Genomic DNA, 1,112 nt, shown 5'->3' with positions numbered 1-1,112 from the left:
GCGCTGCTGCCAGTGGCGGACCTGGGCACAGGCGGCGCGCAGGACCCAGGCCCCGATGGGCACGATCGCCCCGCTGCTCTCGGCCAGCGGGATGAACTCCGCCGGCGACACCCGCCCCAGTTGCGGGTGCCGCCAGCGCAAGAGCGCCTCCACCTTCAGCAGCTCCCCGCGGTGCAGGTCATACAGCCCCTGGTACTCCAGCACCAGTTCGTCCCGGCTCAGGGCGGTCTGCAGGTCGCGTTCCAGCAGCGTGCGGCGCTCGACCTGCTCGTCGAGCGCCGGGGTGTAGGGCCGCACCCCGTTCTTGCCGCTGCCCTTGACCTGGTACATGGCGATGTCGGCGTGCCGCACCAGGGCCCCCGCGTCCCGCCCGTCCTCGGGAAAGACACTCACCCCGATGCTGGCGCTCACCGCCACGGCAGCCCCCTGCACGTGCAGGGGGCCACCCAACTGCCCCAGCAGCCCGCGCGCCGCCGCCACCGCCTCGTCCCGCCCCCGACCCGGCAGCACCACCACGAACTCGTCCCCGCTGATGCGCACGCACAGGTCCGTCCCCCCGCAGAACGCCCGGAAGCGCCCCGCCAGCCGCCGCAGCACCTCGTCGCCCGCCTCGTGGCCCAGGGTGTCGTTGATCAGCTTGAAGCCGTCGATGTCCACGAACAGCAGCGCCAGCGGCTGCCCCGCCCGCTGCGCCCCCGCCAGCGTCTCGGCCAGCGCGAGGTCGAAGTGCCGGCGGTTGGGGAGGTCGGTGAGCAGGTCGGTGTAGGCCAGGCGTTGCAGGGTCTCGGCCCTCGCCTCGGCGCGCACCACCCGCTCCTTGAAGCCCAGAAAGGCGTGGGCCAGCGCCAGCAAGGTCAGGTTGGCCAGGTTGTACTGGGTCAGGGCGAACACCACGGTGGTGTCCAGGCCCGAGCCGAGGTGCAGGGCCACGTACGCCACACTCAGCAGCAGCGTCAGGCCGAAGAACAGGAAGGAGACCAGGCGCCCGCCGCGGACGTGGGGGACGAAAAAGGACAGGACGTACAGCGCCGGGACCCAGAAGTACGTCTCGGTCATCTCCGCGGGCACCGACAACCCCGCCGGCGCCCAAAACAAGATCCCCACGTACTTGA

The 1,112-nt window shown here is 71.7% G+C and carries 1 protein-coding gene; it reads right to left on the bottom strand.

Annotated elements, in window-relative coordinates; translation table 11 throughout:
* Positions 1–1,056: putative bifunctional diguanylate cyclase/phosphodiesterase (locus tag DAERI_RS21705; protein ID WP_235610508.1), on the bottom strand; the 1,056-nt coding region annotated here is incomplete at its 3' end.
* Positions 1,057–1,112: the final 56 nt, after the last annotated feature.

The sequence above is a fragment of the Deinococcus aerius genome (assembly GCF_002897375.1).
GTDB lineage: Bacteria > Deinococcota > Deinococci > Deinococcales > Deinococcaceae > Deinococcus > Deinococcus aerius.
Note: the sequence above shows the minus strand (reverse complement) of the source record. Positions and strands in the feature narration are given on the sequence as shown.